16 protein-coding genes and 1 pseudogene are annotated in these 21737 nt (G+C 38.8%); all 17 read right to left on the minus strand.

Annotated elements, in window-relative coordinates:
• Window positions 1–433 precede the first annotated feature (433 nt).
• Window positions 434–1210: a glutamate racemase gene (murI, locus tag DW059_RS03250; RefSeq protein WP_117697655.1), complete on the minus strand. Its 777-nt coding sequence runs from the start codon at window positions 1208–1210 to the stop codon at window positions 434–436.
• 87 nt (window positions 1211–1297) lie between these two features.
• On the minus strand, window positions 1298–1522 hold the full coding sequence (locus tag DW059_RS03255; RefSeq protein WP_117697657.1) for a hypothetical protein: 225 nt from the start codon (window positions 1520–1522) through the stop codon (window positions 1298–1300).
• Between the two features lie 135 nt (window positions 1523–1657).
• A pseudogene (rhaD, locus tag DW059_RS03260) lies at window positions 1658–2478 on the minus strand (rhamnulose-1-phosphate aldolase).
• A 68-nt stretch (window positions 2479–2546) separates the two neighbouring features.
• Window positions 2547–3797 carry an L-rhamnose isomerase gene (locus DW059_RS03265; RefSeq protein ID WP_117697659.1) on the minus strand — a complete coding sequence of 417 codons (1251 nt, stop codon included), beginning with the start codon at window positions 3795–3797 and terminating at the stop codon, window positions 2547–2549.
• Window positions 3798–3815: 18 nt separating this feature from the next.
• Window positions 3816–5219 carry a rhamnulokinase gene (gene rhaB / locus DW059_RS03270; RefSeq protein ID WP_117697661.1) on the minus strand — a complete coding sequence of 468 codons (1404 nt, stop codon included), beginning with the start codon at window positions 5217–5219 and terminating at the stop codon, window positions 3816–3818.
• Between the two features lie 102 nt (window positions 5220–5321).
• Window positions 5322–6305, minus strand: coding sequence for an AraC family transcriptional regulator (locus DW059_RS03275; protein WP_117697663.1), 984 nt, complete (start codon window positions 6303–6305; stop codon window positions 5322–5324).
• A complete protein-coding gene (locus DW059_RS03280) occupies window positions 6247–7950 on the minus strand; it encodes a class C sortase (protein ID WP_117697665.1) in 1704 nt (567 codons plus the stop codon). The genes DW059_RS03275 and DW059_RS03280 overlap by 59 nt, the downstream gene beginning before the upstream one ends.
• 20 nt (window positions 7951–7970) lie before the next feature.
• Window positions 7971–9629 carry an isopeptide-forming domain-containing fimbrial protein gene (locus DW059_RS03285; RefSeq protein WP_117697667.1) on the minus strand — a complete coding sequence of 553 codons (1659 nt, stop codon included), beginning with the start codon at window positions 9627–9629 and terminating at the stop codon, window positions 7971–7973.
• Between the two features lie 120 nt (window positions 9630–9749).
• Window positions 9750–11756, minus strand: a complete 2007-nt coding sequence (locus tag DW059_RS03290; RefSeq protein ID WP_117697669.1) for a prealbumin-like fold domain-containing protein — start codon at window positions 11754–11756, stop codon at window positions 9750–9752.
• Complete coding sequence (locus DW059_RS03295; protein ID WP_158551992.1) at window positions 11693–12205, minus strand: hypothetical protein; 513 nt, start codon at window positions 12203–12205, stop codon at window positions 11693–11695. Before DW059_RS03295 ends, DW059_RS03290 begins: the two co-directional genes overlap by 64 nt.
• Window positions 12127–12597: a hypothetical protein gene (locus tag DW059_RS03300; protein WP_117697673.1), complete on the minus strand. Its 471-nt coding sequence runs from the start codon at window positions 12595–12597 to the stop codon at window positions 12127–12129. The genes DW059_RS03295 and DW059_RS03300 overlap by 79 nt, the downstream gene beginning before the upstream one ends.
• Before the next feature lie 35 nt (window positions 12598–12632).
• Window positions 12633–14372 carry a methyl-accepting chemotaxis protein gene (locus tag DW059_RS03305; RefSeq protein WP_117697675.1) on the minus strand — a complete coding sequence of 580 codons (1740 nt, stop codon included), beginning with the start codon at window positions 14370–14372 and terminating at the stop codon, window positions 12633–12635.
• Window positions 14373–14385: 13 nt separating this feature from the next.
• Entirely contained in the window at window positions 14386–16926 is a 2541-nt protein-coding gene (locus tag DW059_RS03310; RefSeq protein ID WP_117697677.1) for an alpha-L-rhamnosidase, read from the minus strand.
• Window positions 16927–16959: 33 nt separating this feature from the next.
• Complete coding sequence (locus DW059_RS03315) at window positions 16960–18642, minus strand: glycoside hydrolase family 3 protein (protein WP_117697679.1); 1683 nt, start codon at window positions 18640–18642, stop codon at window positions 16960–16962.
• A 54-nt stretch (window positions 18643–18696) separates the two neighbouring features.
• On the minus strand, window positions 18697–19332 hold the full coding sequence (pgmB, locus tag DW059_RS03320; RefSeq protein WP_117697681.1) for a beta-phosphoglucomutase: 636 nt from the start codon (window positions 19330–19332) through the stop codon (window positions 18697–18699).
• A complete protein-coding gene (locus tag DW059_RS03325; protein ID WP_117697683.1) occupies window positions 19333–20340 on the minus strand; it encodes an ABC transporter permease in 1008 nt (335 codons plus the stop codon).
• A 78-nt stretch (window positions 20341–20418) separates the two neighbouring features.
• Window positions 20419–21672, minus strand: a complete 1254-nt coding sequence (locus DW059_RS03330; RefSeq protein ID WP_117697685.1) for a sugar ABC transporter substrate-binding protein — start codon at window positions 21670–21672, stop codon at window positions 20419–20421.
• Window positions 21673–21737: the final 65 nt, after the last annotated feature.

The following is a 21737-nucleotide window of genomic DNA, read 5'->3' on the forward strand; positions in this document are numbered from 1 at the left end:
TTCTTTTTTTGTTACTTAATATTTATATATTTTCCAGATTTTTTTGTTACTTTTTCACAATTAAAAATCAGTCCTTCTTTTTAGCATGAAAAAACAGCCCTTCCGGACTATTTTTTCTTTTTTTGTTACTTAATATTTATATATTTTCCAGATTTTTTTGTTACTTTTTCACAATTAAAAATCAGTCCTTCTTTTTAGCATGAAAAAACAGCCCTTCCGGACTGTTTTTTCGAGGAGTTTAGTTATGAAAATGTTTCATCTATTAAAAGGAAATTATTGCCACTTTTTTCTCAAACGAAAGGAAATCTGTTTTTTAATTTTTCGTTCCTTCATTTGATAAATCCATTATATCCATGAAATGTGTCTAAAGTGTGTCAGCTTTCGAAAAGGATTCTAAAAAAATCTAAAAAATTATTCCCATTTAATTTATATTTTATTTAGAATTAAGTAATGTTTCGCACAATTGCAGCTTTTCCAGTGTTGCCGCGCTGTTTTCAAATATTACCCTGCCTTTTCTGTCTCCGGTATACAATAATTCCTTTTCCATAAGCCGCCGTCTGGTCTCCCGTGCCACACCAGCACCTCCATCAAAAAATTCCACCGTATTCCCCATTACTTCTGCTATTGCATCCTTTACAAAAGGATAATGGGTACATCCCAAAACGATTGCATCCACTGTTCCCTCACAATATGGTTTCAACAGTCTGTATAAAAATGCCTTCAAGTCTGCACTGTTTAATTCTCCACGTTCAACAAATTCCACAATTCCGGGACATGCCAGCGGATAAATCTCCGCATCCTTTTCATACCGTGCCATAAGACGATGAAATTTTTCTTCCCGGATTGTCATTGGCGTTGCCATAACAAGTACCCGTGGATGCTCCATAAACTGTACTGCAGGCTTTAATGCAGGTTCAATTCCAACCACCGGTACATCCGGATATTCTTTTCTCAAAATCGAGACATCTGCACTGGTTGCTGTATTACAGGCAATCACTACTGCTTTTGCTCCTTCCGACAGAAGATGTCTTACATGGCATTCCGTAAGTTCCCGCACCTCTTCTAAGCTTTTTCCACCATAAGGTGCATTTTTAGAATCTCCAAAAAATATATAATTTTCATTTGGCATCAGGCGTACCAGTTCACGTAATACACTTATTCCACCTACACCTGAATCAAATACTGCAATTGGTCTTTCGGTCTGTTTCATGATAGCCCCCTGTTTTCGCATACAAATAGGTTCTCTTCTTTCGTAAAAAACTGCTGAAAACAGATTTTCCGTTTTCAGCAGCGATTCTTAGTTTTCCCTCGGGCATCTACGCACTCTCTTAATATTGCAGTCCTGCACATCACACGGAGCACAGTCTACCAGTCCTTTTAAGTAGCAGAACGCCTGCCGGCTCTCCTTCTTAGCCATGTCTTCTTCCCGCGGACACCTGGACACATGCTTTACATTGCAGTCCTGAATCTGTCCCGAACTGCAGTCCACAAGCCCTTTCAGGTAACAGAATTTGTTTTCCATTCTTTCCCCTATCTACTCTTTATCGCCCCAACACTATGTTTCTAATGTCATCTTTATTCTATCATCTTGGGAAGGGATGTGCAAGCCATAACAGACCTGTGTTTTGAATACTTTTCCAGCAAAAACGATTACTTTCTATTTTTCATATAAAAACTCTTCCGGCAATGTTACTTTAAAATCTTTTGCCAGCTGCCGGAATTCATCCGGCTGGATGGTCTGACGTTTCTTACTCTGCATAGATAACATCTTCACCAGTATCTCTGCTGATTTTTCAGCTGTGTGCATAAGTCCAAATGTCAGATCAAAATCTTCTCCTGCCGCAAACGTACCATGATGCGCCCAGATTGCCAAGTCATATTTTCCATCAATTTGCTGGTAGCAACAGCTATTTCTCTGCCGCCTGGCACCATCCACGGAACAACACCAATTCCATCCGGGAATACAACCGGACATTCTGTTGCCATTTCCCAAAGTTCCCTTGTAAATACTTTATCATCCAGTGGAAGAACAAAGGTCAGAGCAATAATATTGGTGGTATGTGCATGATATACAACCCGGTAATTTGGATTTTTCTTCTTTTTTACTTCCAGATTCATCAAATGACTCGGTAATTCAGAAGTTGGTCTTCCACCATTTACCAGTCCCCAGACAATACGGTAATTTTCTCCTTTTTCATCCAGTTCTATCATGCAGATGGAATCTTCCGGTTTCAAAATCACATTTCGAAAATACTTGCCGCTTCCAGTTACCAGAAAATATTCTCCTGCAAGATATGGCACAGATGTTCCGATTGGCTGCCATTCTTTACTATTAAAATTTTCTTTTACCATTTCTACTTCTTCCGGTTTTACACGATACGATAAATTACCGCCATTTCTTTCATGCCATCCCTGTTCCCAGCCATCATTTGCCATACGGATGAATCCCTGTACAAATTCTGCATCTAAAAACTTCATTCTCTCTTTTCCTCTTATTATATCTTTCTGATATTTTTCTTTCTCAACTATTATTGTTTGTATGTTCTCTAGTTACGGTTTACCAATACTTCTTTTTCATATTTTTCGATTGCATCATAGAAATGTGCATCATCTGTAACACCTTCCCGTCTGCAATATTCTTCCCAGACTTCTCCAATTGGAAGCATCTTTACTGCCTCCTGCATTACCATTAATCTGCCCAGCTGATTGGTATCCTGTAATTTCTTCAACTGTTCATTCGGAGTACATAAAGCCATAAGCAGAGCCTTCTGCCAGCTTCGGAATCCTGTTGCAAGTGCAGAAACACGATTAATGCTTGCATCAAAATAATCCAATGCCATATACACCCTGTCCAGTGCCTGATTTCTTACAATCTCTTTTGCCATTTCCTTTGTTTCATCATCCAGCAAAAGAACATGGTCGGAATCCCAGCGCACTCCTCTTGTAATATGTAATGCAAATTCTGGATAAAAGCACAACATTGCAGGTATTTTATCTGAAACATATTCCTGTGGATGATAATGTCCATTATCCATAAGCGGCATACAGCCCTCATGCATTGCAGCAAAGCTTAACGTAAATTCTGCAGAACCTACCGTATAAGATTCTACTCCGATGCCAAAGACTTTCGATTCCACGCATGGTTTTACGAGATTTTTGTCATATGGTTCTGATAATATCTGCTCTATGGAATCCTTATATCTCATGCGTGGTCCCATTCGGTCTGCCGGCACATCCTTAAAACCATCTCCGGTCCATATATTCATAACGCAAGGCATTCCCGTTTCTCTTGCGAAATACTCCGAAATGCGGATACATGCCTTTCCATGTTCAATCCAGAATTTTCTGATTTCCTCATCGGGACTGGAAAGTGTCAATCCATTCTTTACTTTTTCATGTGAGAAAAATGTAGGATTAAAGTCAATTCCCATATGATGTTTTTTTGCAAAAGCAACCCATTTTGCAAAATGCTTCGGCTCTAAAGCATCTCTGTCTGCAAATTCGCCTTCTTCAAAAATAGCATAAGACGCATGAATATTTAATTTTGCTGTACCCGGCATAAGTTTCATTGCTTCTTCCATATCTGCCATAAGCTGTTCTGGTGTCTTCGCTCTTCCCGGATAATTTCCTGTTGTCTGGATTCCACCGGTCAATGCACCATCATTATCAAATCCCATTACATCATCGAGCTGCCAGCAATGGAGGGAAACCGGAACCTTTTTTAACTGCTCCATTGCCTTTTCCGTATCTACTCCCCATGCGGCATATTTTTCTTTTGCCATTTCGTAACTTGTCATACTTTCTAATCTCCTTCTCTATGCTTTATATAATTTAATTTCAAAGGAATGATAAATACACTCCCTCGCTTCTTTCAAATCAGCGAATTCTCCTGCTGTAATCATCTGTACGGAAATATTTCCCAATGCCGTTGCCTCTGTCGGTCCAGCCAGAACTGTTTTTCCGGTATATTTTGCTGTCAGTTTGTTCAGAAAATCTGCATTTGCACCACCTCCAACAATATGGAGTTCCTGATATTTCTGTCCGGTAATTATTTCTATCTCTTTTGCTGCCATGGCATAACAGTTTGCCAGACTGTTATAAATAACAGCCGCTATTTCTCCGATTGTCTTTGGAACCTGCTGCAGCGTCTCCCAGCAAGCACTTCTTACTTCCTCTACCATACTTTCCGGTGCTAAAAATCTTTCATCATTTACATCTACCAGCGAGGTTATTTCTTCTTTCTCTGCCAGTTCACAGATTTCCGCAAAACTCATATCCGGAACAAGTTCTTTTCGAACCGACTGTATCATCCACAATCCCATGATATTTTTTAAGAAACGATAACGATATCCATAACCGCCTTCGTTGGTAAAATTGTGAAGCATACTTTCTTTGCTGCAATCTGCCTGCAGCCGTTCTGTTCCCATCAAAGACCATGTACCAGAACTGATATATAAGGTCTCTTCTTTCCGGGACGGCACTGCTACAACTGCTGATGCTGTATCATGTGTCGGTGGCAGAATCACCTTGCAGTTAAATCCCACCTGTTTTTGAATCTCCTGTTCAAGTTCTCCGACTTCACAGCCTGCCATTTTTATCTCTTGAAAGATATTCCGCTTTATTCCAAGCTTTTCAATTAGTTCATCATCCCAGTCTTTTGTTGCCGGATTTACCAGCTGTGTTGTAGTTGCATTCGTATACTCCTGCACTTTCCTGCCTGTTAACAGGAAATTAAAATAATCCGGAACCATCAAAAAAGTTTCTGCACGTTCTAACTGGCCTGGTTCTTTCTTTTTTAATGCCATCAGCTGGTAAATTGTATTAAAAATCTGTTTTTGGATTCCTGTTCTCAAATATAACTGTTCTTCCGTTATTAATTTGTATACCTCTTCATCCATTCCATAGGTCCGCTTATCCCGGTAAGCAACTGTTTCACCAATTCTTCTGTCATTTTCATCTAAAAGCACATAATCCACTGCCCAGGTATCAATTCCCATGCTATATGGAATTTTTCCAAGTTCCGCACACTTTTTCATTCCTGAAAGAATTTCCTGAAACAGTCTTCTGACATTCCACACTTTATAACCTTTCCGATCAATCATTTCATTAGAAAAGCGGTAGATTTCTTCTAAAACTATTTTTCCATCCTCTAAGTGTGCCAGCATGTGTCTGCCACTGGATGCGCCAATGTCCACTGCAAGATAATATTTTGTATTCATTTTCACACTCCTTCTTCCTGTTCGTTAATCTAAATCTAACAAAAATAAGGACAGTTTTTTAGCCTCTCATTAGACCAAAAAACTGTCCTTATTTTCCTTGTTTTAAATTCTTATATGCACGTCTTTCTTATGTAAATCACGATATTTTTTTGGTGTCATTCCATAGCGTTTCTGAAACTGCCGATAGAAATAGCTCTGGTTTTCATAACCAACTTCCAGTGCAATGTCCTCCACCGTAAGTTCAGTCTCTACTAACAGATATACTGCCTTTTGAAACCGTTTTCTCTGCAATAGTTCCTGAAATGTATATCCTGTTTTCTGCTTCATCAATTTACTCAATACTGTCATCGACTGATGGGTATCTTCCGCAATCTTAGTCAGATTTGCATTCTGGCAATCACTGTTAATATATTCCATCACCGCCTGTACAACAGTTTCCTTATAATCAAGGGATGAGTTATGGCTCAAATTTTCCAGATGATTCAACAGATATAAAAATACAAGCCCCATGGTATACTGATTTGCAATATCTTCATTACAATGTGTATGTAGCATGGATTCTATCATATTTTCCATCAGATTCTCCACCTGTAAATCTTCTTTTAAACGAAATAGCAGATAATGGGCAACCGGATTCTTCTGCCGCATTGCACCAATTACAAAATCAGCCAGTACATTTTTCTCATGCAGCATCGTAAGTGGAACTTCAAAAAATTCCGGTAATGCAATAAAATTAATTCCAATATCTTCATACTCAGCCCTTTTTATTGCATGTGACACATGCTGGTTCAGCATCAGCACATCTCCTTTACGCAGTACCAGTTCTTTTCCTTCTATATAATGTGTAATACTGCCCTGTACCACATACATCATTTCCACATAATTGTGCCTATGTTCCGGGAAATCCACAAACCGGCTGTGTGGACGTACCGTAATCAACTTTCCACGCTGCAGTAATCTTTTTCTGTCAATCTCTGTCAGGTTATCTTTCGCATACAGACTTTGTTCCACCGTACTTTGTCCTGATTTATACTTCTTTTCTTCCTCCGATATTATCATCAATTCGTCCAGAAGTTCTTTTCTCATCCCGTTTTCTCCTCAATGAAACTTTTCCTAAAAACAACAATACAGCCAATATGCTTCCAGAAGCTGCCAGTAATACGAAAGTCTGCTGCCATTCCGTCTCATCGCCTGTCTTAATCTCCTCTGTTTCCAGTGGAGTCACAGGTTTCTCCCTTTCTTCCTGCGGTTCCTGAGGTCTTGAAACTGCCTTCCTTGCCAGCTTTAAATCCACTACCGCATCCTTCATCCAGACATACTTTCCATCACCTGTTTTTTCGATATTCTCCATAAAACCAGGCAGTGTAATCAGATACGGATCTGCCTGATAGACTTCATCGGATAAATAAAGCGGTTTCATGCAAACTAAATATACTCCGGCTTCCATTCCATCCTTGCTTCCTGTATTATCTGTCAGTTCAATCTCTGCATCCGGTTCTGTCTTTGCACTCTCATCCCATTTGGTAACCCCAAGAGATGCCGCCACATCTTCTGCTTTTTTCTTATATTCACGGGCGGATGATTCCACGGATAACTCCTGTATATTTAACCCGGAATATTTTTCTAAATCACGGTATTCCCCTGTCTCTGTAATATCTGCAATGCGATATAGCCTAAGCTCCAGCTTCTGCTCTTTTAAAGCTGCACGGTATGCATTGGGAATTTCAAAAGTAATAGAACATGGTTCCGATACCGGAATATCCTCCTCTGCCCGTACACTCTCTGGCTGCAGACCAGCAAAACATATCATTATGAATAGTATTTTACAAACTATTTTATTCCTGTGCTTTCTCCCTTTTGTTCCATGGCTGCTTTTTTTCTTTATCATCCAGATGATACTTCTGCATATTACAATGGAGCCTATAGCAGCTATTATTCCAATAAAAATCCATGCCAGATAATTCGTATGAATGCTTTTCTTTGCCTGTCTTTCCTGCTCCTTCTCCTGTTCCTCTACATAAGGCACTCTGTGTCCGCGCACCAATAAACGCTGCGTATTTACACCATATGGCGTACAGGTAACCAGCGTTACATAATCCTTCCCTTCTTCTACATTTAAAATCTCTGTATCTTCCGGCATCACAGTTTCTATCTGATCTACTTCGTATGCCAGAATATCATCTAATATATATAAGTAGAACTGGTCTCCTTCTTCCAGTAAATCAAGGTCTGTAAACAGGGACATTCCTGGAATTCCCCGATGCGCTGCTATGGATGCATGTGTTGAAGTTCCACCGATTGGCAGCGATGAACCCTGGATATGTCCTGCTCCTTTTTGTAATACCTCTTCTCTGGAAGTATGATATACAGGTATAATTTCGCCAATCTTCGGAATAGACAGATAACCCATCATACCATCCCCATTCTGATTCAGGCAGGACATATATTCACTATCCTGCTGTGTTACTTCCTCCTGTTCTGCCTGAATGAAACTATCAGGAATTACAATTGGCTGCAACCGCTCGTTATATGCCGCTGCTTTCTCCCACTCCTCTTCTAAACTGGTATCCTCCGCTTTTTCTGCATTTTCATACTGATATTCTTCAAACTTTAATTTGCTATTATACTCGTTCCACATATTAGAAAACATTGGATAAAGCAGCAGGGCAAAGCCTGTCAAAAAGCCAACTGCCATGAGAAACATTAATGTTTTACGTACAGATTCTTTCATTCTACTTTGCCCTCTCTTAATTATTTTACCTGTTTTCTTTTTCTCAATGAAACAAACATTGTTCCAAATCCTGCCATTAAGACAACTGCTGCAACAGTCAGTGCAATCATTCCTGCTCCACCTGTCTCCGGTAAGGTAATAAGTGGTGTATTATTAATTCCAAACGTATCTGCATTTGCAGCATTGTCTGTTGTATTTATTGTTCCATTATCCAGCTTTTCATGTGTAAAAGTAATAGAATTTCCAGTTGCGCCATTTACTCTTACCGTATAATTCTTTAATTCTCCTGTCAGTTCATTATAAGTCGGTGTGATTACAATCGTATAAGTAGTCTTATCCAATGCATATCCCAATGGTGCCTTGGACTCTTTTAAAGTATATGTACCTGCATCCAGACCGGTTGCTGTCAGCTGACCATTGTTTTTTGATACAATATAATCATATGTTCCACTTGTCTCGGTAGTATATTCACCATCACTGGTAAAATATAACTGCTTTCCATTTGCATCAAATAACTGGAACTGTGCACCGTCCAGTGCTACTTTATTATCAAGTTCTGTCGTTGTCTTTACACCATATTTGGTAATCTCTGTAGTTTTCTCAGAACCAGTTCCATTTACCAGAGTATCAAATCCAAATGTATAATGATGTGTGATATCCTGCATCGGATCACTCATATCAGTACCGGATGCTACCGTAGAATACTTTAAAGTTGCTTTATTCTCATCTGAATCAAAGTTTACTTTTGCTTTCTCATTTACCTGTGCCTGATAAGTAATTACAATCGTATTTCCTGCATACTGATAAACATCCTCACCATATAAATCTAATGTAAAACCACTTGTGGAGGTTGTAATACTGGTTGAAGTACATTTCTTATTTGCTACAAATAAATCATTGATAGATGTTCCTTCTAATTTAATAGAACTTACATCCAGAGTCAGTCCATCTGTAAGTGAATCCTTAATATTATAATGTAACTTATCAGATAACCAGGAACCCTGATAATCCGGAATTGTCATTGTAATCTTAAATTCTACTGTATCTCCAATATTTGCATCCCCATATTTATATGCATTTCCATTTTCAATTACTTCCTTCTTCATGGTTGGATCGCTGGATTTCTTTGCTGCTACATGAATCACTCCATTTTCATCTGCAATAGATGCTATTCCAGTACCGCTGTACTGATAATTTACTGCAACCACATTACCACTATAAGAATATTCTTTGACCTGTTTATTTGCCGCGATTACATATAAACCAGGTTTTACATTTGATACACTATAGGAAGCATCTGCAGCATTATATTGCATATGTAATACGGTCTTATCTACAACAGCATCTCCTTCTCCATCATGTAAATCCCAATCATCAACTCCCATTGTTGAATTCAGATTCATATAAAAATAAACCAGATCATCTGTATCCACTTTGCCATCTTTTACTCTCGACTCAACATTTCCTTCCGGATTGTATTTCCAGTAATGATTTCCATTTGCATCTACTGCATCAATTGCAACTGCATATGCATAAACATTGCATCCTTCCTCAATTCCGGTTACCTGAATTGTGGTGGTAGGATCTGCTGCCCTAACCGTTTTTGCCGGCAGAATTATACTAAATACCAGCATTACTGCCATCATCATTGCCTTCCATCTTCTTACTCTCTGTTTCATATTCTCTCTCCTTTACTTGTTCAGACAATTATCAAAGCGGTGCTCAAAGCCGCCTTGCAATCGTCCAATTCGTATCAACACTGTCAATCATTCTTACATTTTTAGGGAATTTAAAAAAAACTAAGTTATACTACTGATTGGGGAAGAACCTATACTTTTTTGCTGACGTTGGGAAATCACCAGCATTAGTACGGCAAAAAAACTCATGAAAAGTGTACCGATAACCGCAAGCGGATAGAGCCCTCCGCTTTTTGTTTCTGGCATACGATATACTGCTTTATCTATAATTGAAAGTGTTAATACCCTATTTACCGCATCATATGATGCTTCTCCATAACCTGCTCCACTCTGTGTTACTTCTATTTGTGAAGCATCCTCATTTACACTTAAGATAATATCTTCCATTATTTCATATCCCACAGGAGCATGTGTTTCCCGCAGAATATAGGTTGTATTACATGCAAACTGTAATGAATTTCCATTTGTATCTGTAAATTCTAATTCTCCAATTTCATGTCCATCTGTTCCATCTGAACTTGTAAGCGATATAATTTCCATTTCGCCGGATGCTTCCACCTGATATAATGTAAATTCTGCACCAGACAAAGCCAATGCATCCATTACCTTTGTTCCATATTTTCTTGCCTGCAAAGTCCATGTCGGTGGTTTTTCCTCATCATAAACAGAAAATACTATGGCATCTTCCTGTCTTGTTACACGCCAGCTTCCATATTCTGTTGTGCCACCTGTATCTGCCCCGGAAAGTGTATTTCCGTCTTCTAATAAAACATCATTGATAAATACCTGATTTTCTTCTTTTATTCTGATGTCTATCACATCTGACATTAAATAAAAGTTTTCCGGTGCTTCTGCTTCTCTTAATTTATAATGGGCTCCTTTTGAGCAGCTAAATTCTGAACCATATAAATCCAACAGTTTTACCGTTCCATTTGTATCTGTTGTTCCGTTTGCCACCAGTGTAACCGGTTCTTCTGCTGTATATAATTCAAAACGCGCTCCTGAGAGTCTCTGCTGGTATTCTGTGTCACGGTACTTATCTACCTGAATGGTATAATCTATATTTTCTTCTAACAGTTCCGTAGAATTTTTCAAAGTAAACACAATTTCTTTATTCACCAGCATTCCTTTGTCGCCATATGTAGAATTCACTACCTGTTCAGACGTTCCAAGCACTTTGTTATTGGCAACCACTTCTACAACTGATACTGTCTTTCCGGTACTTTCATCCAGCTTATGTTTAATTTCAATAACAGCTAATTCACCTCTTGCCACATACCCATCCGGCGCAGTATCCTCTGTCAAAACATAAGTTCCATCATCTACCATTAACTTTCCCATTTTCTCAGCATCCAGATAAATATAAGTTTCACCGGCCGCCACGCCATCTTCTTCCATACCGGTTGTTCCACTTATTCCGATATCTTCATAACGCACTGTTCCGTCTTCCGCTATATTCTTTTTCTTAAGTGAAAATACAGCCCCATTTAATCTGTCATCCGTTCCAATATCCCGTTTTGATATTTTGATACTATAGTACACAGCATAATCTTCCTCTAATTTATCCCGTTCTGTATAAATCAGATAATTATAATTCTGCATCTGTCTTTTGTCTCCTGGTGAATCAGAAGCCTGAATCAGCATGGTCTGTCCCTTTACATCTTTATAGGTATACTTCCTGCTGTACAAATCTGCCTGATAAGACGGCCAGTTGGACGGATATTCCTTTCCAGCCATTTCATTCTTCGTCGGGTCAAATCCCGCCGAAATCATCAATCCTTTTGTAGAATTAATAAAATAACTGGAATAAGTATAAAATTCTTCCTGTGAGATTGGATTTTGCGAAGTTCCTTCGGTCTGTGTCGCATTTTCAATAACTGTATGTCCGGTACAGACTGCATTACTGTTGGGATATGCTGAATCAATATCTATATATCCATCTCCCACTACAACAAGCCTGTCTGTAACCTTAATAAAATGCTTCGTCGTGCTTGCCCAGTTATTCTGGTGCAGATATACAATTCCTTCTATATCTATAACACCCTCTATTCCAAAATATCCATAATTATATATGGCATTTTTAGTCTTATTTCCATTATAGCTGCGCAATGTATCACAGCCTTGCTTTCACCGCCCTCTTCTTTCTTCGTTCCACCTTTCATATAGAAATAGCCTGGTCCATCTCCGGAATCATCTACATAAACAGCAGCTCCTTCTGATGCATTACAATTTTCAATTGTACCTCCATACATATAAAAAGACGGTTTCTTCCCGGAGAAAGTGCTTGCCACATATACTGCACCGCCATACTGTGATGCCTGGAAATTACGTATAACTCCACCATACATGTGGAATACCGGTGTTCCCATATTACTTCTGGATAAATTCACGCAGCCACCACTCTGTGGAAGCTTTGTCATATTCTCCCCTTCCAATGTTCCACCATATAAATTTACTGTGCCGCCACTATAGATCCAGATTAACTGACAGGATGCGTAAATGACACCTCCACCGGCAGAATCCCGGATATTGAGTACTGCATTATCGCTGCATAACATAAACTTGCGTTATTCTGCATCGTCATCTTATGGCCATTCAAATCAATATCCAAAACACCATTTAACTGACAAATGCCTGAAGCTGTCACATCCTCTGTCAAAGAAATTGTTCCTCCACCGTTATAACTGCCCAGTGAAATCGTGCCACTTCCATAAGTCTGTGAAAAAAAGGCTATCTTGTTTTCTTCTGTATTATCTACATCTTCTGTGTCCTCTGTTTCTTCTGTACTCTGCTCTAACTCACCTATCTCTGTTTCATAAATTTCTTCACCATTTTCCTGCTCTTTTGCATTCGCATTCTGTGCAAAAGACAGCAGAAGTAATAGTGTTACCGCTAATAATGCCTGTACTATATGAAATTTATGTTTCCTTTTTCTCCCACAAAAAAGCATTTTCCCTCTCCATTAAATATCTTCTTTAATAAACACTATATATTAATAAACCTTTCTGTCTCTCCTTTAAGTCCATTTGATACGGTCTGATTTACATATGACTGCTCTTTGATATCTTCTACTGCTTTTGCCAAATCCTCGACACTTCCTGCGAAGACCTGTAACCCTTCCGAGCTTTCATCGATAGACGTTGCTATGGTATCCATGTTTTCTTTCATTTCATCCATTGCCTGATACATATCCTGCACATTATGATTGATTGTTCCGCAAAAATCTCCCATATAGTCTGCATCCTGGCGGTAGCGGGAAGCCATCATTTCAAAACCATTATAATCCTGCAATATGTTCTGATTTAAGAACTCCATCATTTTTTCCACCTGTTCAATCAGTGTGCTGACTGCTGTGGTCACAGACATATTAATTGTCTGTATCTCACCCATCGTCTCCCGGCTATTATCTGCCAGTTCCCTGATTTCAGATGCTACTACTGCAAATCCTTTTCCCGCTTCTCCTACTCTTGCAGCCTCTATTGCAGCATTCAAAGCCAAAAGATTAGTCTGTTCTGCAATTCCAAGAATCTGTTCTGTCAGATTTCCTATTTCATAGATTTTTTTGCTTCCTTTTAAGCTGTCCGCAATGCTATGTCCTAAACTGCCAATCATATCATTGGTTTCCTTTTTGCTTTCTGCTGTTTTTTTCTCGATATAATCTGCCCGTTCACGCATTTCATCTACGAATTGAACTCCATTTCCGGTTTCCTCTGATATATCTCTGACATTTTCTACTATTTTTCCAACCCGTTCACTAACCTGTCCGGAACGGTCATTAATTTCCATGATTCCTGCAGATAACTCTTCAATTACAGCTGACATATTCATGGTCTCTTCTCCGATATTTCCAGCCTGCCTGTTCATTTTATCTGCAACTTCGTCCATATCGGATGAACCATCTTTTAACTGCTTCATGATATTTTGTAATTTTTCTACAAAAAGATTTACTCCTGTAACCAGTTGTCCTATCTCATCCATCCTTTTTACCGGAATCCGGATGCTTAAATCTCCATTTCCATTCTGGATATCCTCTACCATCTGGTTTAACTGTAAACTTGCTTTTTTGAGTGGCTGAATAATCGCCTTATTCACCAGTATGTATGTAACTAAGCAGATAATCAGAAAACATATGCCGATTGTTACACTGATAAGATAAGTTTTTTGGGTCCGGGCTTTCATATTCTGTGAACTGCGTTTTACATTCTCATCTAACTTTTCCTGAAAATCATTGCATGCCGACTCCCGCGCCTGTATTTTTTCTAATGCACTACCTCCAATGATGGATTTTGCTTTTGCAATATCTCCATCATCTCTTGCCTGTCTGCATTCTTTCAATTGCTCCATCAGTTCTTTATTTACACTGCTGTAAGTCATAAAACTGTCGCTTAAACTCTGCTCTGAAATATCTTTGGTCAGCTTTTCCATTTCCGTGAGATACTGGGCAATGGCTTCTTCCTCTGTTTCCATATTTCCACTGATATCCCCGGCAATCAGCATGTCTTCATCACTGAGTGCGGTTAAAATATTGGCATATTTCTGACAGGTTTCAATTTTCTTTTCCACTCTTCCATAATATTTCTCCATGGAAATATAGCCATCCGTAACAAGCTGCTCTGCCTGTTCAATTTTTGTTACCTCTCCGATAATTACCGTAATTCCAATTACCATTACCAGAAATAAACCAATTGCCATAAATAGAAATTCTTTTTTTATTGTTTTCTTCATATTTACACCTTCTCTAAGGACGCATGTTTAAAATTTTTTCATATTTTCCGCAGTCTAATATCTCTTCCGTTCCATCCGGCAAAATAAATCTCGCATTTGCATTAAATGGAACTTCTATGTTACAGACTACTTCCTGCTCACTCTTCCAGTTCCATGCACAGACATATTTACCAAATACACTTCTCCAGCTTCCCTCTGCTTTTTTAAATCTTTGATCTGGCATCGGATATATGGTCATCTTTACCGCCTCTCCTATAGACGGATTCAGACCACACATGTATCTGTATATCCATTCTGCAATGCTTCCATATGCATAATGGTTTAAGCTGTTCATACCGGTTCCGCTGATACTTCCATCCTCTTCCAATGAATTCCATCGTTCCCATACCGTTGTTGCACCAAGGTTCACCTCATGCAGCCATCCTGGATAGTCCTCGTTTAAAAGCAGGTCATAAGCAAGCTGATTTTGTCCATTCTCTGACAAAGCCATGCACAGAATTGGTGTTCCAACAAAACCTGTATTTAAATGTCCATTATTTTTCTTAAGTAACTCTGCCAGTTTTGCCGTTATAACTTCTCTTTCTCCCTCTGGATAAAGTTTTAAATAAAGCAAAAGTGCACAAGCGGTTTGTGTGTATTCCAAGCAAAACTTTTTATCTGGAAAGTAATAATTTAAAATTGCATTCCGAATCTCTTTTTCTCTCTCTGCATATACTTTACTTTCCTCTAATCCTAGACTTTCTGCCGCTTCTTTCACCATTTTGGTTGACCAATAATGGTAAACGGATGCGATAAAGCCACTGTCTGTCTTTCCAATCGGATTATTGATATTTCCATTGTCTAATGCCAGCCAGTCTCCCAGCTGCCTGTCATTCTGCCACAGATACGGAATCTCATTCTCTTTTGTTCTCTCATATTCGTAATCCACCCAGGCTTTCATAACAGGATACTGCTCCTCTAACATTGCCTTATCTCCATAAAACTGATAGAGTCTCCATGGAATCAGCGTTGCTGCATCTCCCCATACTGCCGCTCCGGAATCCAGATAGAAAGGATTCGTATGTTCTTCTTTTTTTACCTTTGGTCTTGGAACAAAGAACGGAATAGCTCCATTACATTTTTCCTGCTCAGCCTGCATATTTTTCATATAGTGATGAAAGAAACTTCCGCTATCCATATGAAAACATGCTGTGGATGCAAAAATTCCCGCATCACCTGTCCAGCCCATTCGTTCATCACGCTGCGGACAATCCGTTGGAATATCCAGAAAATTACATTTCTGGGAACGCAGTGTATTTTCTAATAAATGATTTACCTTATCATGATCTGTTGCCACCCAGCCGGTTCTCTCAATATCAGACATAATACGATAAGCAATAAATTTATATTCTTTTTCCGGATTCAGACCTTTTATCTTCACATAGCGAAATCCATAATAGGTAAAATGAGGACGTATGGTTTCTCCTTTTCCCTTCGATACATATGTAAATTCTGCTTTGGCAGTACGGAGATTATCCCTGTAAAATCTGCCCTTTTGCAGAACTTCTCCATACTGCATCATAACTTTCTGACCTGTTTCAAATGCACCAGTTATTTCTACCCAACCGGTGACTGTTTCCCCAAAATCCAGCAAAAGTGCTTCATCTTCCTGTTTTACTGATACCGGTTGAAATTCTTCTACTTTATGAATTCTTGGATTAAATCGTTCCACAAGTGGTCTTGTTTCTTCTATTTCCTCCACGGAAAGCATTTTGTGTTCTAATGTCTCATCAATATGTTCTCCATCATAGATTCCATTTTCACATATGCTGCTTTCTTCTGCCTTCCAGCTGCTGTCTGTTACAATACATTCTTCCTGTCCATTGGCATATCGTATATGTAATTCTCCAATGCACTTCTTCTGATTACCATATAGATTTCTGTAATCACCATCAAATCCAAATCTTCCTTTATACCAGCCTTCGCCTAACAGAACCGCAATTTTATTCTTTCCCTGAGATAACAGTTCTGTAACATCCAGTGTCTGATATTCTAAAAAGCTGTCATAGCAATGATAACCCGGCATTAGAAATTCTCTGCCCGCCTTCTTTTCATTGACATATGCTTCATATAATCCCAGACCACATACATGCCATCTGACAGACTCCGGTTTCTCTTTTAATTCAAACTCTTTATATAAAAGAGGCATTCTCTTTTCATTTTCTTCTGTTCCAATCCATTTTGCGGTCCAGCTTTCCTGCAGTTTTCCCGTTTCAAACCATGCCGGATTACTTTTTGCGCAGTCTCCCTTGTCATCTTTAACTTCTACCTGCCAGTAATATCTGGTTCTTGGTTTTAAGTCGAAGGAAACCAGCATCTGGTTCTCATGATAATTCTTCTGTACTCCGGAATCATATACCAGCTTTTCCATATTGCTGCTCTCTGATACTATAATTCTTGTTTCCACGGCCCATTTTCCACAGACATCCTTTACTTCCCAGGACAAATGGATTTTTGCCAAATTAAAACCTAATGGATTTTTTTTATGATTTACTCTTAATCTGCTGATATACATATAACCGGTTCTCCCTTATGTCTCGTTATTCTTTTAGTAGGAAAGTTCGATTCGTCCACAGAATGGATCTACCGGACTTACTCCTTTAAAGCTGCTTTCTCCGGTAATCTTTGCTATTACTGCCTCTAATACATAATCATTATTGGAGTAACAGTTAATATACGTTTTTATCATTGGCACATCCAGTAAATGATATGGATTGGCTACACTGATAAAAATTACCGGTACTTCTTCTGCAAACCACGGAACATTATTTCCCTGTCCCCAGAAGGTATACCAGTTTAACCGGTTGGTGGTCTGATTGCTGGCATTTTCCACATTTCCGATGTAAATTACCATGTCATACTTATCTTTAAAAGCTGTTACATTATCTACACCCTTTTCGAAATCTTCCTTCTCATAGAGGAATACCTGGAAATTTCTCTTTTCCAGTTCTTCTTTTACTTTTCCGACTACTCTTTCATTGGACGGAAAATGTCCTAAAATTTCCAGCAAAATACGCGGTGTCTTCTTCGGACTGATTGGAAGATTCTCTGCAATATCTTTCACCAGTGTAACAGACTGGTCTGCCAGCTCTTTTGCCCACTGTATATGCTCCGTGGTGCGTAAGTTTTTTAATGCTTCCTTTCCAGGAACCAGCTGTCTTTTTATCTTCTTTTCATGTAATCTTAAAGAAGCCTTTAATGCCAGTATGCGTCTGTTTGCATCCAGTAATCTTTCACGGGATAACAGACCATTCTTATAACCATCTAGCATAAACTGATAATCTTCTTTTAAATCTTTATTGAATAAAATCATGTCACAGCCATTTTCTATTGCCATTGGTACCGTTTCACTTCGTTTACCGGCTGCCGTAAATCCGACCATCGGTGTTGCATCTGTAATGACAAGTCCGTTAAATCCTAATTTGTCCCGAAGCAAATTCACCAAAAGCTCTCTGGAAAGAGAAGCCGGAACAATCTTGCCCTTTAACTGTGGATTAAAATGTTCCTGATACGCTGGCATTGCAATATGCCCTGCCATAACAGTTTTGGCACCATCGTCAATCAGCCGCTGATAAATACTTCCATAGGATTTATCCCATTCTTCCATGCTAAGACTATTTACCGATGTCAAAAGATGCTGGTCTCTTTCATCCACACCATCTCCCGGGAAATGCTTAATTGAGACTGCCATATTGCATTCATCTGCTGCACGAAGATACTCCCTTGCATAGGCATAAACCTTCTCCGGATCATCGCCATATGTTCTGACATTGGTAATTGGATTATGATAATTTCTATCTATGTCAACTACCGGTGCAAAAGCCCAGTTAATTCCTAATGCACTTCCTTCTGAGCAGGCAATCTTTCCCAGACGATATGCATATACCGGATCATTTGCAGCTGCACATGCCATCTGTTTTCCATATGCAGTTCCATTGGTAGCCGCTCCATCTCCTCCCGCTTCTAAATTTGATGGAATCAGAAGCGGAATCTTTGTGTGCTCCTGCGCATAGGTAAATGTACTTTGCATCTCTTCTGCCACACCATCCCGGAAAAATAATCCGCCGATATGGAAATGTAATAACATATTCAGATACTCCGGATCCGTTGAATATCCAATCGGGCAGAACAACTGTCCTATCATTTCTTCCAGGCTCATATTTTCCAGCGTATTTTCTACCCAGGCAATGTCTACATCATCTAAATAAAATGGTTTTTCTTTATAATTCATCTCTTTTTCCTTTCATTTAAGGCACAAAAAGAGCAGCCACGGCTGCTCCTTTTCTTAATTAATATTTCTCAGTTCAGCAAAACCGCTCAATGGATATGTTGTCATTTCACATTCGGATGCTTCACCCAATCCTGCACTATCAAAGCCTCCAGCTGTAGCTGCTTTTATCCCTGCCACCGCATCTTCTACAACAAGACACTCCTGTGGTTCTAACTGCAGGTATTCTGCTGCTTTCAAAAATACCTCCGGATCAGGTTTTGATTTTGTAATATTCGTTCCATCACTGATGGCATCGAAATAATTTTCTAATCCTAAATGTTTTAATATTCTCTTTGCATTTTTACTGGATGAACCAATTGCCAGTAAAACTCCCTGTTTCCTTAAATCATCTAAGGTTGTTTTTACTTCTTTTGGCAAATCAGCCGGTGTCATGTCTTCCAGCAATTCCACATACATCTTATTTTTCTGCTCTGCGAAATCTTCTTTCTCTTCTTTGGAATATTTCTTTGTACTTTTCTCTAAAATAATCTCAAGGCTTTCCATCCGGCTTACGCCTCTTAACCGGTTGTTTATGGTTTCATCAAAATATATTCCCAGTTTATCTGCCAGTCTCTTCCATGCCAGATAATGATACTTATCGGTAAAGCAGATTACTCCGTCCAAATCAAAAATGATTCCTTTATATTTCATCTAATTATCCTCTTGTCTTTTTTTCTTCAACTGTTTCTTCAGCATTACAAGCTCAATTACCTTATTCTCGTTATTCAGATAAATCAGGAACAATACCAGGATAACTGCAGTAACAATCTGCTGAATGGATGCATCTACATTTAATCTTGCATACATCAATGATATGAATGCTGTTGTTACTGCTCCTAACAGATAACCAATTTTTTCATTGCAGAACCGTCCGATAAATCCACCGATAAACATCGGTAAGAAAGCTGTAAACATTACTCCAATTGAGCCAAAGTTTAAAGACATCTGAATATTTCCTGTATTTGAAGCACTAATAAATCCAACTACATCCATGAAGCCGCCTGCAATGGTATAACAGATTACTGCATTGGATACTTCATGAATTCCTGTATTAACAGAAACCTTCTGTCCGGATAATAGTGACTTATATTCATAACCAAATTGTGTATAATCAAAAATCGCAATAAATAAAACGAGTCCAATTACAATTACAAGTACATAATTCAAAACACCTGGAAAACTTGTTAATTCTTTATTTGCTACAAATGACACGCCATAACCATCGGTAAGTGCGAATGCCATTCCTTCGTAAAACAGTGTTACTCCCAGTGACACAATAATCGGTGGTAATTTTACAATTACATAAATTGCTCCGGATATCAGTCCAAGCAATGCTCCGGATACAATAGAAATCACGAGCATATATGGTGTTGAAAGTCCATGGGATGAACAAATTGATGCACTGATTACTGATGACAATAACGAAATTGCTCCGATTGAGAAATCAAATCTTCCGGAATTCAGATTCAATGAAAGAGCAAATGTCGTTAACATTACTGTTGCTGTTGCCCGGAAAAACAAAATCCAGTTTCCTTCTGATTCAAAAAATACAACACCATTCCTCTGACATAAGAGTATCATTACGAGCAGTGTCACTACCGGAATACACAAAGTTCCAATTATCTTTTTTAAAATACTATTTCTTCCTTTACTTTTCATGTTATTTTCCCTCATGTCTTTTCTAAATTCTGCTCCGGAGAATTCCGGAGCAGAACAAAAATTTTATTAATATGTTACTTATTTTGCTTCTTCCTGGATATCTTTAAATCCATAAGCACTTACAAATTTTTCAAATGATGCATAATCTGCTGTAAGAAGTCCATCTAACATACCTTTTGTATATGCAGGGCTGTCTACAGAGCTGTCTACTGCATAGTACTCAGAGAACTCTTCTGGTGAAGTTGCAACCCAGTAACCCTGGCTGAGAGCTAAAGCATTTCCATCTTCTGTACGGATCGGGCTTCCAAGTACTGCACGATAAGTTGCAATAAAGATAGGTCCGATACTTGCTGAGAACTTACCTGCAAGGTAATCAAGCATTCCACCATCCATTGCAGTACCATAGCTTTCTGCATAAGCATCTACGCTGGCAATCTTAACATCTGTGCCTTCAATTGCTGTTCCAAAGAAGTCAGAACCATTTCCAACAGCTAAGATAGCCTCTAGGTCAGGAGTCTGTGCCATCTGAGCACATTTTCCAAACCATGCATCATCCATGTCATATCCGCCTACATAACCAACGATATTTACATCACCAATTGCTCCGGTTTCAATCTGTCCATCTGCATAAATCTGTCCAATAATTCCAGCTTCATCTGTAGCACCTTTGTAATTAGCATCTGCTCCACCTGCATCTACCATAGCTGCAATCATACCTGCTGCACGATAAATATGCATATCTGTATAATATGGAATTGCTCCACCGAAGATAGCAAAGTTTTTCTTACCCTGCTCCAGATAGTAATTTGCCATATCATAACCAGTCTGATATTCTACTTCAAGAGATGGTCCGATTGCACCTACATAATGCTCATATCCCTTATAAGTCTCATATTCTTCATCTGTTAAAGTTCCTGTTGCAACTGCATAATACACACCTGCTGCTTCACACTGTTCAATCTGAGCTGCACGGTCAAAGGATGAGAATGAAATAATTGCTTTACAATTATTTGTAATAAAAGTATCAATTGCTGATGTTTCCCCTGCTGCATCCTTTAATTCATCAGAATAAATAAGCTCAACATTGTACTGTTTCTGAATATACTCTGTATAGTATGTCCGGAATGCCAATGCCTCTGCACTTGTTGCATCTGATACAAGAATACCCATTTTAACGGTTTCACTCATATCAAGTTCTGGTGTCTCTTCTTTGCTGCCTGACTGTTCTGTACTTACCACTTCAGAACTGTCATTCTTCTTGTCGCTTCCGCATCCGGTAAAGCATCCTACTACCATGACCGTTGCCAGCAACATTGCTAGAATTTTTTTCATGTTCTTTCCTCCTGTACATTACATGTTTATGTATAAAGTGACTATCACTTAATACCATATGGATA

Origin of the sequence: Roseburia sp. AF42-8, from assembly GCF_003435965.1 — a bacterium.
Lineage (GTDB): Bacteria > Bacillota > Clostridia > Lachnospirales > Lachnospiraceae > Roseburia_C > Roseburia_C amylophila.